This window comes from Arthrobacter sp. Y3225209 (genome assembly GCF_059090685.1).
In genome coordinates this window covers 40,028-53,664 of record NZ_JBNHFW010000003.1, presented here as the reverse complement: position 1 = coordinate 53,664, position 13,637 = coordinate 40,028, and the positions used below count along the sequence as shown (strand labels likewise).

The following is a 13,637-nucleotide window of genomic DNA, read 5'->3' as shown; positions in this document are numbered from 1 at the left end:
TGCGTGCAGCCCGAGGAGAGCCCCTGATAGGTCAAAAACTTTTTTTGTAACTCGGGAATCCCTGAGCGATAAGGACAGACTCGCCTGTGGCAGGGGAGCCTCTGTACCCAGACAGCTCTAGAGGGAACCGGTCTGGGTAACGGACGGCAACTGCGGCTGCCACTCCTGCATCAAGCCCATGGCACGCTCCAGCTCCGGACCGCCGGCCTCGGCGATGAGAGCTGGGTCACCCACCACCACCAGCAGGCAACGGGCCCGGGATAGGCCCACATAGAGCAGTTCGGCGGCCCGGCTCATGTCCTTGAACCCGTTCACGCAGAGAATGACCACTGACCGTTCCAGTCCCTTGAACCCCAAGACGTGCCCGTAGAACTCTTCCTCGTCGTCGTGGAATGCCTTCCAGTACCCGACGGGGTCGTTCTCGAATTCCTTGTGGATGTCATGCCGGTTCTTCGTAGTCAGGAACGCAATCTGGTTGTTGGCCCATCCTTCGTCGATCAGGGCGTCAACGCAGTCCCCGGCCACGCCGATGGCGTACTCAGTGGCACACGGCACGAGCCGCACCGGGAGCCCGTCGCCCCCGCGCGGCGCGAAGTGCTTGCCGGCAAAGCCCTTGAATGTCTGGGCGATGCGTTTGGTGTTCCGGAGGTTCTCGTCGATGTGCAGGGTGACCAGCCCAGCGGTGGGATCAAGTGCGGTGCCTGCAGCCAGGGAGTCCCACCGGCCGTAGACATTCTGGCGCTCGTCCATGAAGGCGTAGATTTCCCCGTCGTCGGGATCCCGGAGGCAGGCGAGCAGGCTTTCCCACCACAGCGGTGCGAAATCCTGCGCCTCGTCGATGACAATGGCATCCAGCTTCTGCTCCGCTGGAAGCCCGGCTGCGAGATCCTTCATCAGGGCGGGCATGTCGTCATCGAAGTAGGCCTGTCCGGAGCCGTTGGGAACGCCAAGGGATACGGCGTAGTCGTGGAACTCGCCCACGTGCACGGGTTTGGCCTGCCGCCAGCCGGCGACCTGCCGGCGCAGGTGCTCGGCGAGGCCTCGGTTGTAGCAGAACAGCCCCACCCGCTTCCCCTCCTTGGCCAGTCGCCTCGCCTTCTCCACGGCCAGCCAGGTCTTGCCGCTGCCTGCCCCGCCCACAAACCGTGCCCGGGGGATGGACCGGCTGCAGTCGAGCAGGACCTTCTGCCGTACGGTGAGCTGTTCCTGACGGTCTTCCAGCTCCAACGCACTCAGCGACGGGGTGGCCTCGGCCTCGAGGTTCCCGGACAGCAGCCGGGCGATACGACCGGCGTAGCTGAGTGCCAGCGGACTTCCGCCCTGGGCCTGGGTCTCGATGGCGGCACGTAAGCGTTCGCTGACGTCCGCCAGATCGTCGGGGTCCAGGATGAGCGGCCGCGGGACGCCGTTCATTTCCCAGTCGCGGGGTACGGGGCTGTAGGGGAACGCTGCCATGTAGGCGAACCTACTGACCAGTGGTGATCCGAGCTGGTCGGTCGCCCACATTTTGAAGGCATGCTGCGCGCCTTGGGACTGTGCGATCGGGCTTGGGATTCTGTGCGGTCCTTGCCGGTCGGACTGGTACCACTGGCCCTGTTGGACGGAGAGCAAGCCGCCTTTGACTTCGATCGCCGCCAGCCCGACACCCGGCCACAGCACCAAAATGTCGATTTCGTGTTCAGCCCGCCCGTTGCGCACCTGGACGGAGTGTGCCAGTACGACGTCGTCGGGCAGCTGGGCGCGCAGGGCGTCCCAGACTGCCTTCTCGGCGAGATGGCCGTCGTTAAACATCGGTTCTTCGGGTATGCACTCCACGGTTCCCCCTCGTGTGCCGGCGGTGCGCCAGGTGTTGTGAGCAGGTTACCGTGCTGCAACCCGGATAATGAGGACTTCCGCATAGCGAGGTGAAGGGCCGTAATGCAACAGGCAGAAGAGGGAACCATTGGTTACGCGCAGATCAATGCTTTGTCATGGCGGGTCGCAAGTGAGCTGGCTAGACGGGATCCCGCGGTTTTCGTAGGACGAACGGGGTACGGCGGCGGGGCCTCCCAAGTCGACGCCCTGATGCTCACCAATGGCACTGGCATCACTTATGACGCACGGCGTAGGGGCAGTGGGCTTTCCGCAAGCGTCGACCACGGTGACCATTTGATGATCCCTTGGGACAGGGCACTTCAAATGCGAAGTGCGCGGGATATTGCTATGGCTCTTGAGATGTCAGCCGGCGTTCATCTGCCTTTCAAGGCTCCCGCTACCAGCGGACGTGCCCTCGGATATCGGCTTATTGCTTCAATTCTGGAGATGACGCTGGGCGACCGCCGTTCCTGGCAGGTATACGAGACTGAAGGGGGGCCTCTTGCGGGGCCGCGGGAGGAGGTACTCGCCCGCCTCCAGAACTACGAAGACACCCGATGGGTTCTGCGGCGCGATGAGGAACCCATAGCGATCGTCGATAATTTTGGTTTCCTCAAAGTTGACGGGAACATCGTTGACCTGAGCGCCAGATACCAAGAGCTAAATCGGAGCATTTTCGCACTGACCATGGACGTCTTCGGCGGTCTGCTTCCGTAGTCCTCTGCCGCGGGTCTACTCCGCTTCCGGCGGCGCCGTGGCAGCGTGCCACTCCATAAAGTCCGGATCGGAACACGCCCGCCCATACCGCAGGCCATGGATGACCGCAGCGGTGGCAGCCACGGCGCCGAACCGTTCGCTGTACCAGTTCGGGCAGTCCTCGTCCGGCGGGCTCCAACCGGCCTCACGCAAGATGTCTCCGTGCAGCGGCCATGTGTCGCCGGGAAGGTAGGTGTTGGACACTATCTCGCACCAGAAGTAGTCGTCTTCGCGGGCGACCTGCGCGTAGGGAGACACCGCGTCTTCGATTTCCTGTCCGTATTCAATGGACACGAAATCCCCGTCCTTGAGCCACTTGATTTCCTCGTGGATGGATTCGTGGAAGGCATCCCAAGTTTTGTCCTTCACTCGGTCGCCCCACTTTCGGGGGCTTGCCGCTCACGTTCGTACGCCCAGATGGCGTGGTCCAATTCCGTGGGAGTGGCATCAAGATGGTCGGCAACCTCGTGCAGCAGAGAACGCGCCTCGGCAGGCGTTAGATCTCGACCCAGTCCTCGGCTTACGAAGCGAAGAATCCATCGGTCTGCCTTCACTCCCGGCTTACCGAGCAGCATGCCGAAGTATTCCCAGGTCACCGGGCCGAGGCCGTGGACGCATGTGTAGGCCCGTTTCTGGGCCGGGTCGTGCGGATCGAGGTCTGAGGCCGTTTTCACTCCGAGAGCCAGCAGGTTCCCAGCGGCTTCAACGATCGCCGATGCTTTGGTGCGTCCGCTAACCTTCTGGTCGGTGAGGACAGCCTGCAGCTCGTCTGGATCGTAGGCGGTCAACCGTGCCAGATCATTCGGCCGGTCTGTGCCAACTGCCTTTCGATAGCGGGAGACCGCGCCGCGGACCCCGTTTTCCGGTGTCCCGTACTGAGCGGCGATGCTAAGTACGGCGTCAATCAAGGCAGCTTCGATTTGCTCCGGCCAGCCGCCGGGCCACGGCTTCCATGTGTCACGCGGAAGCTCAGCCTGGACGAATTCAACCAGAGTGGAGATGTCAGATTCAGACAAGGTATTTCCTTTTCATAGGGGTGTTCGAGGAGGTTGGCTCGGCCTGGAATTCGCACTTACCGCCGGAGATTCGCAAAGGGCAGCTGGCCGTAGGCCACGAAGAACTCCCCCAACAGTTCGTCCTCGACGGCCTTAGCGGAACGGTCGGTAACCGGAAGCCAGGCGATATGTAGGTCCCGGGAGTTGGAGAGTTGCCATATGTACCGCCCGCCCTTGTGGCCGACGGGTAGACCTTGGCCGAACTTGGCGAACTCGCTGATACGCTTCCGCAGACCTCGGGTGCCGTTCGTACCCGCATCGGCTTTGCCGATAAAGCGTCGGTGCATCCCACAAGCGGCCCTTGAGCTTGGCAGGATCATCGGTCGGATCCGCGCCCTTGAACCATCCCTCAACACTGGTGTCGAGCACCTCGTGCGCACTGTTCGTGCTTTGCAGCACTGAGTACACACCGGGCTCGCGAGGAACGGCCGACAGATCGAGGTCTCCGAACGCCTTAAATCCGGTGAAGCCCCGCCTTCTTAGATCCGATTCATTGAATGCACCCACATTAACCACGCGTCCTCCTCAAAACCTCGGCACCGCTGGCGCGGCAGAAAATGAGCACCAATTCGCTGACCTCTTCACCAGTGGCCCTGCTGGGCCTGGGCCACTGCCTCGGCCAGGTCCTGCAATGCGTTTGGTGCGCTGGTGGACGCCCGCGGCCGAGGGCCTGCGCTCGGTGCTGAACCGGCACCGGATGAATCTGTACTCAATGAACTCCCCCTTGTTATTAAGTGCACTCAACCTAGCAGCAGGTGCTTACTAGTCCTGGGTCACTACGCCGCGTCGTCGGACGCTTCCGATTCATCTTCGGCGCCCGGTGCCATCCCGTCGCCGTCGTAGAGGTACGCCCAGAGCACGCTGCATCGGGAGGGGTGGCGCAGTTTCTTCATGGTCTTGGATTCAATCTGCCGGATGCGTTCCCTCGTCACGCCGTACAACTGACCAATGGCATCGAGGGTTTTCTCTTCCCCATCAACCAACCCGAAACGAAGGGCGATCACCCCTGCTTCCCTTTCGGAGAGGGTGTCCAGCACGCTGTGGATTTGTTCCGTCATCAGTTGATGAATGATTGGATCGGCGGTGTCGAGCCCGAACGGGTCCCAAAGCTGTTCGGACATGGCTTCCATGCCACCCCGGCCGTTGGGGACTTCGAGCTCAAGCGAGATCATGGGCTTGTCGGCGGAAAGCAGCGCCGTGATTTGTTCTACCGACATACCAGTCCGCGAGCTAAGGTCATCGAAACTAGGTGCGTCCCCCAACGGGCCAGGCTCTTGCTGGGCAGTCCACAGTTTTTGCAACTTCTCAACCACGTGAACAGGCAATCGAATCGTGCGAGCCTGATCCGCCAGTGCACGGGTGATAGCTTGTCGAATCCACCATGTGGCGTAGGTCGAAAACTTGTTGCCGAGCCGGTAATCGAATTTGCGGACGGCCCGGTGGAGGCCCAAATTTCCTTCCTGGATTAGATCCAGAAAATCCAAGCCCCTGCCAATATGCCCCTTAGCCAGCGAAACTACGAGCCTCAAGTTGCAGTTCAGCAGCCGGTCAGCTGCCAGCTGCCCTGCATGCCTCAACGCTTCAAGTTCGCGGATTTCGCGTCTGGGGCGGAAGACAGTCTGATCTGACAGCAGGTGAGCAGCATAAAGGCCAGCCTCGATCTCCTGCGCGAGTTCAACTTCCTCTTCGGCCGTCAGGAGCCCGTACCCTCCAACACGGCCCAGATAATCATGAACGGGGTCCGGGGATATCTTCACCGTTTTACGAAGCACCTCGGGCCAGTCGTCATCCCAATCATCAAGTACGAAGCCCTGTGGCCATGGCTCTTCGGAAGTCTCGGTCTGGGAGGCAGCGCTTTCCTCCGTATGCTCCGGAACCGGGACGTCAAAGAGCTCCAACTGTTTCATCGGTTCCAGGACCGGCGGATTGAGGAAGTCCTCGAGTCGTTTGAGGTCGGTCTCGAGGTCGAAGAACTCCACGTTCCGGGCAAACGGGAGCACGCGGCCCAAGAATTCTTCACCTTGGACATCTGGGTCCTCGACGGTCCCCTTCGAATAGAGCACCACCAAGCGCCCCGCCCGCCCATCCACTTTCTTGCGGATGACGCGGCCGAGCCGCTGAACCATTTGACGTCGGCTGCGGTTGGCCGCCACGATGATGCCCAGATCTGCTTCCGGAACGTCAACACCCTCATCCAGGAGCCGTGGCGCGGCAAGGAGTTGGGAAGCACCACTTCGGAAATCGGTCAGCCCCTGCTGCCGGTCGGCGTCCGACATGCCGCTGAAGATAACAGAGGCGCTTGTGCCCATGGATGAATACACCTGCTGGGAACGGCGAGCGGACTCCTGAGTTTGGGTGAATACCAACGTGCCATTTGAACGGTCTACCGTTTCCTTCAGGGCTGCCAACGCGTGGTACTTCGTTCGGGCATCTGCCAAGAGAGTGAGTCGGGAGGCCATGGCGCGCATATACCTACGGGCTACCGTGGCTTCACGTGTTTGGGATTCGGACGCTGCCAACGTGGCCACTGCAGCGATAAAGGCGTGGAACGGGCTTCGCGGTACTTCGGCGTAGGTCGTGAGAATACGCGCAGATTCCGTCAACGTCGCCGAAAGTTCATCGTAGTTCTCACGTTCACCGGGAGTTAACTCCACACCGACCAATGCGATATCGAACGGAGCAATAACCTTATCCCGGAGGGCCCGGTCGTACCAGAGCGTGTACACAACGCCGCCGAAATAGGGGGAAAGGACCGCCTCATGCTGCTGATCCGTTCGTTCATAGGTCGCGGTGAGTCCTAGCCGCCAGGCGTAACCCTCCTGCAAGGCATTAGTAAACATCGGCGCGGCATACCGGTGGCATTCATCGGCAATGATCAGTCCGGCTTTATGGCTACGCAGGGTCGCCCGATTCGACGCAGTGTGAACAATCGCCACCAGCACATCGACTTCGTCGAGTGAGTCAGTCTGGCCGTTGCCAAGTGCCCCGCGTCGAACCCGGGGCAAATCAGCCCGAACCGCTGACAGCCACTGGCGCTGCAATTCAGCAGTGGGGACGAGGATGAGTACCTTGATTCCCTGGCGGACGGCTTCAAACGCCGCCGCGATTCCGACCTTTGTTTTGCCCGACCCTGTAACTGCCTCGATCACTCCACATCTGGCATTCGAGTGCCAAGCCTTCAGGGCTTCCTGTTGCCATGGGTAAAGGAAGGCATAGTCGTAGCCGGTTGGTACCCCTTCACTGGTGGCCCCCGGGGCTCCCTCGGAACCGGTGATGAGCTCGGTCATGTTTCCCCAATGCAAAGACGGACGGAATTGTGATGCAGAGATGGTGCGATGAGAGTCACACTAGGACTCGGAACTGACATTCCTGGAATTGCAGCCAGAAAAAACTTTTTGTAACCCTGGGCATAACTTTTGTAAGTTCCTGGCTGCAGGACCGCCCGCAAGTTACCGATCGGTATATTCTGGCTGAGCGACGTCTGGGGAGGCGCCGATCGAGCATAGGGAAGTGGCATGGCGTTATCCAACCGGGAGTTCATCGGGAGAACCCTCGAAATCTTGTCCAAAGGGCTGGAACCCTATATCGATCGGGCGATGGCTGAAGTCTCGCCGGGAGTCGATTGGCCATCGCTTCTATCCCGGAAAGACGAGCTGGCGGGCCGCGGACTCAAGACGTACAAGGCGAGCGACGTCCAGACCCAGCTCCGGGTACTAACCGAGCGTCTCGGTCCCCTCGGTTACCCTTTTGCCCTCCCGCAGGAAGCAGGCGCCTACGCCAAGGAACTGCGCCAGGTCCGCAACAACTGGGCTCATAACGAGCCGTTCTCGGACGACGACGTCGTCCGTGCCATAGATACGTCGTGGCGGCTCATGCGGTGGATGCGACTGGACAAGCAGGCTTCGGACGCCCAGGAACTGCTCAAAGACTTCCGAGCTAGGGACACGGCCTCGCCACCGGCGCCTCCCGCCCCCGTACCCGCCCTTCTCCAGCCCCGCCCCGACTTCCCCACGCCCGCCCCCGTACCTCTGTCCTTGGAGAAGGAAGCCCTACCCACCCAGCCGGCGCAACTCCCTCCCGAAACTTCCGATCTTTCGCGGCCCGAGGCAACTCCGCACGTCACCGTCACCCTGGAAACGGCGTCAGAACTCAGCTACGCCATGTCCTACAACGGCGGGCAGGTCATCAACCGGCTCGTCGTCGCCAACCCAGGACCCGAGATCCGCGGAGCGGTGCTGCAACTGTCGCTTACCGCGGAGATCGGCTTGATGTCCAGGACCAGCGAGCATTACCTGGACATTCCCGCCGGCGGTTCCATCACCCTGTCCAGCCCAAATCTGCAGGGCGATCCCGCCGTGATGCTGCAGCTCGAAGACCGGCAACGCGGCACCGTCCGAGCCGAACTCAAGGCAGAGAACGGCGTCGTGGCGTCCGCCAGCCGGGAGATTGAACTGCTGGGGGCGCAGCACTGGAAGCTGCGCCGAGGACTGCTGGCACTGGAATCCCTCGCGGCCTTCGTCCAGCCCAACCATCCGGAAATCGCGAAGCTGTGCTCGGAAGCATCCGACCTCCTGAAGGCGGAGACCGGCAACAGCGCGTTGAACGGCTACCAGTCCGGATCCGAACGCGCCGACGCGATTGCCTGGGCCATCTTCCGGGCGGTCCAGAATCGCGGCGTCCGCTACAGCGAACCTGCGCCGTCCTGGGGCCGGCACGCCCAGCGGATCCGGACGCCGGAACAGGTCCTCAATGGCCAGTTCGGCACCTGTATGGATACCACCGTGATCCTTGCCGCGGCGTTGGAATTCGCCGGCCTTCAGGCGAACCTCTGGCTGATGGACGGACACATTTTCGTTGGCTACTGGCGCGATGAACGCAATTTCCAGACCCCCGCACTGGAAGAAGCCGCCTACCTGGTCAACGAGGTAGATCTGGGCAATATCCGCCTCATGGAATCGACCATGGTCACGGACGGCGGTGAAACTCTCCGGCCGGAGGACGTGCATGACGCCGCGTACAAGCGCTACCTCACCGGAGAGATGGAGGACGTCCGCGGGGTTGTGGACATCTTCGGCGCCCGCAGCGCCGGCATCCGACCTATCCCGGCCCGGCTCACCAACGTGGGCGGAAAAGTCGAAGTCTACGAGTACATGCCCCCGCGTCCGGTCACTCCATCCGTGCCCCACGCCCGTACCAAGGGATCAAAGGACAGGACAGAAGCCAAACAGCTTCCCCCACGCATCAGTCAGTGGAAGAACGCGCTGCTTGACCTCAGCCTGCGGAACCGGCTCATCAACTTCACCAAGACAGCGCGCTTCCCGCTGGCGGTGCCGGATAACCGGATTGGCCAGTTCGAGGACCTGATCAGCGATGGAATCCCGATCACGCTGGCGGCGTCCGACGACGTCGCCGCCATGCAGCGCGAACGCGGTATCCGCTACGGCCGTGACCTGCCACAGGAACAGCTCGCGGACATGCTGACCAAACGGCACGCGGTTTTCGCGGACGTCACCGAGGCCGGGTACCAGACGCGGATGCGCAACCTCGCGTACAAGGCACGAACCCTCGTCGAGGAAACCGGCGCAAACAACCTCTACCTTGCGTTGGGCTCGCTGGTATGGAGCCTGGACGGGAAGGAACTGCGGTCCCCGCTGGTCCTGGTACCCGTACAACTGCGCCCGACGTCGAAACAGGGTCCTTACGAGGTGGTCCTGGACGAGACGGGCGGCTCGACGCCGAACTACTGCCTACTCGAAAAGCTCCGCATGGAACACGGGATGGAGATTCCCGGGCTCGCGGAACCGGAAGAGGACCACTCCGGCATCGATCTGGACGCCGCGCTGGGCGCCGTTCGATTTGCCGTGCAGGCCAAGGGACTGCCGTTCCGGGTGGAACCCACCGTGGACCTGTCCATCCTGCAGTTCGCGAAATTCCGTCTATGGAAGGATCTGGACGAGCACTGGGAGGAGCTGTCCAAGAACGCGCTGGTCCGGCACCTCGTCGATACACCCACGGATCCGTTCACCGATCCCGTCACCACGGATGCGAGCGAAGACCTCGACGAACTGGCGGCGCGGGTGCCCATCCCGGCTGACTCATCCCAGTTACAGGCAATCTCCGAAGCAGTAACAGGGAAAACCTTTGTCCTGGAAGGACCTCCGGGCACTGGCAAGTCCCAGACCATCACCAACCTGCTGACCCGCGCTGTCGTTGACGGGAAACGGGTCCTCTTCGTGGCGGAAAAACGAGCCGCGCTGGAGGTCGTGCAGAAGAGGCTCGACGACGTAGGCATGGGCGTTTTCTCGCTGGACCTCCATGACAAGGGGAGCAAACCGGCAGCGGTCCGTGAACAGATTCGGCGTGCACTGGACCACCGTGCCGACCCGGACCGCCAGGGCCTGGATGCCGCGATGAGCGAACTGACGAAGGCACGGCGCGGCCTGGTGCGCTATGCCGCACGCCTTCATGACGAAAACAACGCCGAGCTCTCGCTCTACACCGCCCGGACCAAGGAGCTCGCAGTCGGGGACGAGACTGACCCGCTCGTCGTCCCGGAATACTTCGTTGAAAAGACCAGCATCGACCAGCTTCAGCAGCTGAGGTCCCTGCTGGCCGAACTCCCGGACGTGGCCGATCCCGCCTCCCCGGGGGACCGCACCCCATGGGGGTTCATCAACCGGCCCCTCACGAAAGCCAAGGCTGAGGCGGTAGGCGACGCGGCCCGCCGGTTCCAGGCTGCGTTGGACCGGGCCACGGCGGATGCCGAATTCGCGCGGGTGGTGGAATCGGCACGTACCCTGGCCGACCTCGGCAAGCTGCGGGACGTGCTGGCCGCCGGCAGCTTGGACCTGGACCTGTTGGACGAAGTGGCCTCCTCCCGGTGGGACAACGCCATCGAGGGTTTGGGGAGCCATGTCACCGCCTTTATCGGCGCGGCCCATCCGGGACTGGACAAGGTGGTGCCCGAAGCCATCGACCTGCCAGTGGCGGATCTGCACGCCCAGGCCGTTGCTGCAGCGGGATCCGGCTTCTTCGGGCGGAAGAAACGCCTGATCGCTGTTCGGGACCAGTTGGCCACTTACATCCGCCCCGGAGTTGTGGTGAAGCCCAAGGAAGTTCCTGCCCTCACCGAGGCGCTGCTTATGGTCCAGGGCGCCGCACGTGGCCTGGCGGGAGAGGCGGCATCGGTTCCGGGTGTTCGCCTGCCGGAGTCCTGGAACCCGTTGACCGAGGCCGGTCAGCAAATACTACGGAATTCGGTCGAATGGCTTCGCTGGGCATCGGATCTGGTCAAGGTCACGGGTAAGCCGGGCGAGCAGACCTTCCTGGAGGTGATCCGAACCTACCTCCGCAAGGAACGACAGGTGCCCGAGAGGCTGACGAAGACCGCGGTCGACCTCGCGCACGCGGCAGCCGAGATGTTCCATGCTGCCGGAGTGGGCCCCAAGGACCTTGAAACCTGGCTGGGTGGCTTCACGCTGGTGGAGCGCTGGAACCAGACCAGCCGCGGCCGCGACGTCGATCGTCCAGGGCTTCCGTCACTTGCCCGCTGGCTGGACTTCATTGGGGCGCTTGACCGCCTGAACAGCGCCGGTCTGGGGGAGGCCCGGGAGCAGCTCAAGTCCGGGACGATTCCGGCCGACGACGCCGTCAGCGCCTTCGAACGCGGACTCGCCCTCGCTGCCCAAAGCGAGCGTTCGGCGGCGACCGGGCTGAACGGGTTCGAAGCACGCAGGCACGAAAAGATGATCGACCTTTTCATCACCCGCTCCGCCGCCATCCGGCAGCAGCTGAAGGTCGCTGTGCCGGCCGAAGTACTGGCTCAGCGCAGCTTCAATCCGCAGTCGGGTGCGGGACAGATGGGTAAGCTGCAACGCCAGCTAAGTGCCAAACGCGGGATGAAGGTCCGTCCCCTGCTGGAGAACTTCGGGGAACTGATCACCCGGATTACCCCTTGCGTGCTGGTCAGCCCCGATTCGGTGGCCCGCTTCTTCCCGGCAAAGTCAGAGTTGTTCGATTTGGTGGTCTTCGATGAAGCATCACAGATTCGGGTGGCCGACGCCGTCGGTGCGATGGGACGCGGACGTTCCGTCGTCGTCGTCGGCGACAGCAAGCAGATGCCGCCGACATCCTTCGCCGAAACCAGCCTGGACCGGGACGACGAAGAGGACGACGCAGTGGACACCGTGGCGGATGAGGAGTCCATCCTATCCGAGTGCGTGTCCGCACGGGTACCGCGGCAGTGGCTGACCTGGCACTACCGCAGTCAGGACGAGTCACTGATCGCCTTCTCCAACCAGCAGTACTACGACAGCAAGCTCTCCTCCTTCCCGGCACCCGTGCACGGCAGTGCCAGTGCCGACGTGGACGGGTACGGCGTGAACTTCATCCGCGTAACCGGCGGGCACTTCAACCGCACCGGCAAAGGCAAGCTGCTCCGCACCAACCCGGTGGAGGCAGAAGCAGTGGTGATGGAGATCCGCCGGCGTTTCCTCGCCTCGCCGCAGGTGTATCCCTCGGTGGGCGTGGTGACCTTCAACCTGCAACAACGCGCCTACATCGAGTCGCTGCTGCGCGACTCCGACGATCCCCGGATAGCCGCAGCGCTGGATGCGCCGGACGGGCTCTTCGTGAAGAACCTGGAGAACGTGCAGGGTGATGAGCGGGACACCATCCTGTTCTCCACGGGCTTCTCGAAGAACGAGAAGGGCTACCTGCCCCTGAACTTCGGTCCGTTGAACCGCAGCGGCGGTGAACGCCGGCTCAACGTGGCGGTGACGCGTGCCCGGCGGCAGGTCATCGTGTTCTCCAGCTTCGATCCGTCTGACCTGCGGGCGGAGGAGACCTCATCGCTGGGGATCAAGCACCTGCGCAGCTACCTGGACCTGGCGGCAAGCGGTACCGAGTCACTGCCGTCGGACGGCCGGCGCCAGCCCGCCGTGGACCGGCACCGGGAACAGATTGCCGATGCCCTCCGGGAGCGCGGGCTGGTGGTGTCCACCGACGTCGGGCTATCCGACTTCAAGGTGGACCTCAGCGTGGCCCTGCCCGAGGAACCCGAGCGCCCGCTGATGGCCATACTTTTGGACTCGCCCGTGTGGGCGTCCCGCGGAACCGTGGGGGACCGGGACGGCCTGCCCACCGATGTGCTTTCACGGATGCTGCGGTGGCCGTCAGTCCAACGGGTATGGCTGCCGGAGTGGCTGTCGGATTCCGCAGCGGTGCTGGACAGGTTGGAGAAGGAAATCCGGCGCGAGGACCTGTTGGCGGAACCGGAGGTTGAGATGGAGGTGCCGGAGTCGGTTGCGGCGCCGGTACCTGCGGCAATTGTGGAGGAACCGGCTCTGGTCAGGAACGCGCCGGTGCCTGCTGCTGTCCACGTCTCGGACGCCCAGACGTACATCCCGTGGCGCTATCGGGGAACCGGCGGCATCGAGTACCTGGACAACCTCAGCTCTTCTTCCCGCGCCCACGATACGGTACGTGCCGTGCTCGAGGCGATTATTGAAGCCGAGGGTCCCGTCCACACGGTGCGATTGGCAAAGCTGGTCTGCGCCGAGTTCGACTTGAACAAGGTGAACGGGCAGCGGTCAGCTTCCGTGCTGAAGCTGACCAACCGTAAGAAGTTCCATGTAGACCGGGATGGGTTCGTCTGGCCGACGTTCCTGGCTCCGGAAACCTGGACGGGCTACAGGGAAGCCGACGAATCCGAGCCGCGGAAAATCGAGCACGTCAGCCTCGTGGAAATCGGTAATGCCATGGTTGACCTCTGCCGGGATGCTGCCGGGTTGGCTCCGGAGGAGCTCAAGCGGCAGGCGGTCCGGGTCTTCGGTGGCAAGCGGGTGACCGAGGGCATCGGGCAGCGTTTGGACGAGGCATTGATCGCCGCCCTTGATTCCAGAAAATTGGGGATCACGGGGAACGGCTTGTTGCTGCCGGGCAGCCGTGGTGGTGCATGATGTGGCGAGGCCA

General features: G+C 62.6%; 7 protein-coding genes. 2 read left to right on the top strand and 5 right to left on the bottom strand.

The features are described 5' to 3' along the window. Nucleotides 1–117: 117 nt before the first annotated feature. On the bottom strand, nt 118–1,791 hold the full coding sequence (locus tag AC5RVB_RS03085) for an NERD domain-containing protein (RefSeq protein ID WP_494141926.1): 1,674 nt from the start codon (nt 1,789–1,791) through the stop codon (nt 118–120). A 126-nt stretch (nt 1,792–1,917) separates the two neighbouring features. Between AC5RVB_RS03085 and AC5RVB_RS03080 the strand changes: the two genes are divergently transcribed. Beyond that, nucleotides 1,918–2,571 carry a TY-Chap2 family putative peptide chaperone gene (locus AC5RVB_RS03080; protein WP_494141925.1) on the top strand — a complete coding sequence of 218 codons (654 nt, stop codon included), beginning with the start codon at nt 1,918–1,920 and terminating at the stop codon, nt 2,569–2,571. 15 nt (nt 2,572–2,586) lie between these two features. Here the strand turns inward: AC5RVB_RS03080 and AC5RVB_RS03075 are convergent, their stop codons facing one another. From AC5RVB_RS03075 to AC5RVB_RS03060, 4 genes are all read right to left on the bottom strand, one after another. Continuing rightward, complete coding sequence (locus AC5RVB_RS03075; protein ID WP_494141924.1) at nt 2,587–2,979, bottom strand: TY-Chap domain-containing protein; 393 nt, start codon at nt 2,977–2,979, stop codon at nt 2,587–2,589. Next, nucleotides 2,976–3,626 carry a DUF8548 family protein gene (locus AC5RVB_RS03070; protein WP_494141923.1) on the bottom strand — a complete coding sequence of 217 codons (651 nt, stop codon included), beginning with the start codon at nt 3,624–3,626 and terminating at the stop codon, nt 2,976–2,978. The genes AC5RVB_RS03075 and AC5RVB_RS03070 overlap by 4 nt, the downstream gene beginning before the upstream one ends. A 56-nt stretch (nt 3,627–3,682) precedes the next feature. Then, a complete protein-coding gene (locus AC5RVB_RS03065; protein ID WP_494141922.1) occupies nt 3,683–3,952 on the bottom strand; it encodes a hypothetical protein in 270 nt (89 codons plus the stop codon). Between the two features lie 489 nt (nt 3,953–4,441). Then, nucleotides 4,442–6,952, bottom strand: coding sequence for a sigma-70 family RNA polymerase sigma factor (locus AC5RVB_RS03060; protein ID WP_494141921.1), 2,511 nt, complete (start codon nt 6,950–6,952; stop codon nt 4,442–4,444). Nucleotides 6,953–7,180: 228 nt separating this feature from the next. Here AC5RVB_RS03060 and proA point away from each other — a divergent pair, with 228 nt between their 5' ends. Then, nucleotides 7,181–13,624, top strand: a complete 6,444-nt coding sequence (proA, locus tag AC5RVB_RS03055; RefSeq protein WP_494141920.1) for an anti-phage protein ProA — start codon at nt 7,181–7,183, stop codon at nt 13,622–13,624. Nucleotides 13,625–13,637 lie beyond the last annotated feature (13 nt).

Bases quoted from the DNA above. Each gene is read 5' to 3' on its own strand.
- proA (WP_494141920.1), top strand. From the start codon at position 7,181: ATGGCGTTATCCAACCGGGAGTTCATCGGGAGAACCCTCGAAATCTTG.
- AC5RVB_RS03060 (WP_494141921.1), bottom strand. From the start codon at position 6,952: ATGACCGAGCTCATCACCGGTTCCGAGGGAGCCCCGGGGGCCACCAGT.
- AC5RVB_RS03065 (WP_494141922.1), bottom strand. From the start codon at position 3,952: ATGCACCGACGCTTTATCGGCAAAGCCGATGCGGGTACGAACGGCACC.
- AC5RVB_RS03085 (WP_494141926.1), bottom strand. From the start codon at position 1,791: ATGTTTAACGACGGCCATCTCGCCGAGAAGGCAGTCTGGGACGCCCTG.
- AC5RVB_RS03080 (WP_494141925.1), top strand. From the start codon at position 1,918: ATGCAACAGGCAGAAGAGGGAACCATTGGTTACGCGCAGATCAATGCT.